Origin of the sequence: Streptomyces sp. NPDC019224, assembly GCF_040632605.1 — a bacterium.
GTDB lineage: Bacteria > Actinomycetota > Actinomycetes > Streptomycetales > Streptomycetaceae > Streptomyces.
In genome coordinates, this window is the sequence record NZ_JBEYCF010000111.1 from 1 (window position 1) to 2,229 (window position 2,229).

At 69.3% G+C, this 2,229-nt stretch carries 1 protein-coding gene and 1 pseudogene; one reads left to right on the forward strand and one right to left on the reverse strand.

Features of this window, described 5'->3' with window-relative positions:
* Window positions 1-1,096: pseudogene (gene kgd, locus ABZ564_RS32700) on the forward strand (multifunctional oxoglutarate decarboxylase/oxoglutarate dehydrogenase thiamine pyrophosphate-binding subunit/dihydrolipoyllysine-residue succinyltransferase subunit); the annotation flags it as partial.
* Between the two features lie 80 nt (window positions 1,097-1,176).
* Here the strand turns inward: kgd and fxsT are convergent.
* Window positions 1,177-2,229, reverse strand: a 1,053-nt coding sequence (fxsT, locus tag ABZ564_RS32705; RefSeq protein WP_360863137.1) for an FxSxx-COOH system tetratricopeptide repeat protein, incomplete at its 5' end; no start/stop codon positions are given.

The window sequence follows — 2,229 nt, forward strand, 5'->3', positions numbered from 1 at the left end:
GCTCCCGCAGATGCAGCGCCGCGCCGCCTCGGTGGAGAACGGCACGATCGACTGGGGCATGGGCGAGACCCTGGCCATCGGTTCGCTGCTGATGGAGGGCACCCCGGTCCGGCTCTCCGGCCAGGACAGCCGCCGCGGCACCTTCGGCCAGCGCCACGCGGTGCTCGTCGACCAGGTCACCGGCGAGGACTACACCCCGCTCCTCTACCTCACCGACGACCAGGCCCGTTACAACGTCTACGACTCGCTCCTCAGCGAGTACGCGGCGATGGGCTTCGAGTACGGCTACTCGCTGGCCCGCCCGGAGTCGCTGGTCATCTGGGAGGCCCAGTTCGGCGACTTCGTCAACGGCGCGCAGACCGTCGTCGACGAGTTCATCTCCTCGGCCGAGCAGAAGTGGGGCCAGACCTCCGGCGTCACGCTGCTCCTGCCGCACGGTTACGAGGGCCAGGGCCCGGACCACTCGTCCGCCCGCCCCGAGCGCTTCCTCCAGATGTGCGCGCAGGACAACATGACGGTCGCGATGCCGACCCTGCCGTCGAACTACTTCCACCTCCTGCGGTGGCAGGTGCACAACCCGCACCACAAGCCGCTGATCGTCTTCACCCCGAAGTCGATGCTCCGCCTCAAGGCGGCCGCGTCGAAGGTGGAGGAGTTCACCACCGGCGGCTTCCGCCCGGTGATCGGCGACGACTCGGCCGACCCGAGCGCCGTCCGCAAGGTCGTCTTCTGCGCCGGCAAGGTCTACTACGACCTCGAGGCCGAGCGCCAGAAGCGTGGCGTCACGGACACCGCGATCATCCGCCTGGAGCGCCTGTACCCGCTGCCGGGTGCCGAGATCCAGGCCGAGATCGCCAAGTACCCGAACGCGGCGAAGTACCTGTGGGCCCAGGAGGAACCGGCCAACCAGGGCGCCTGGCCGTTCATCGCCCTGAACCTGATCGACCACCTGGACCTGGCCGTCGGCGCGGACGTCCCGCACGGCGAGCGCCTGCGCCGCATCTCGCGTCCGCACAGCTCCTCCCCGGCGGTCGGCTCGGCCAAGCGCCACCAGGCGGAGCAGACCCAGCTGGTCGACGAGGTCTTCGACGCCTGACCGGCACGCATTGCGCCGAGGGGCCCGCCCCGCGAGTTGATCGCGGGGCGGGCCCCTCGGCGTGTGCCGTGCGGCTCCGCTCAGATCATCTGCGGTTCGAAGTCCCAGTACGGCCGGTTCCGGGAACGAGCCGACACGGTGTGCACGTGCTGCACGCCGAGCGTGGCCACCAGGTCGTCCAGAGCCTCCGTCTCGACCTTCTCCGCCCGCTGCCTGTCGCGGACTCCGCGCAGGTCCGCAGCGTGGGCGATGCGGGCGGAGAGCGTCAGGGGGTGGGTGCGGCCCAGGACCTCGACGGCACGCGTGACCACGGAGTCCGTCAGGGCCACGGCCGCCTCCACGTCGCCGATCAGGTTGCGGACGGCCGAGGCATTGATGGCGCAGCCCAGGGTCCAGGGGTGGTTCTCACCCACGAAGCGGCCCATGTGGTCCAGCGCCTCTTCCAGCAGGTGGTACGCCTGCTGGCGCTCCCCCACGCTGCGGAGGATCAGGGCGTGATTGGTGCGGGTGCCCGCCACGTACGGATGCTCCTCCCCCAGCATGTCCACATAGCCCTGGACGACCTTCTCGCTTATGGCCCTGGCCTGGTCGATGTCGCCGTGCTCGCGGGCGAAGAAGCTCTGACTGGCGGCGAACATCATGGTGAGCGGGTCACTGTCACCCAGGGCACGCTCACATCGCTCCAGGACGCGGGTGAACAGGTCGGCGGCCCTGGAGCGGTCACCGTTGCGATAGTGGCACAGCGCGAGGTTGTGCTCGGCGCGCAGGGTCTGCGGATTGTCCGGCCCCAGCACGCGCCGGTGCTCCTGAACACTCTTGTTCTGGAGGGAGAAGGCTTCGTTGTAACGGCCGAGGAGCCGCAGGTCGGTGGCGTAGTTGATCTCGGAGTAGAGGGTCCATGCGTGGCGTTGGCGCAGGAGTTGGCGACGGGCGTCGAGGGTCCTCCTATCGAGTTCGAGGCACTCCTCGTACCGACCCAGCAGCCGCAGCGTCACAGCCAGGTTGTTCTGTGCGCTGAGCGTACGGGAGTCCTGATCACCCAGCAGTTCCTGGTAGCCGGCCAGTACCCGGCCGGAGATCTCCAGCGCCTCGTCGTACCGCCCGAGGCCACGCAGGTCGGCGGCCAGTCCGGT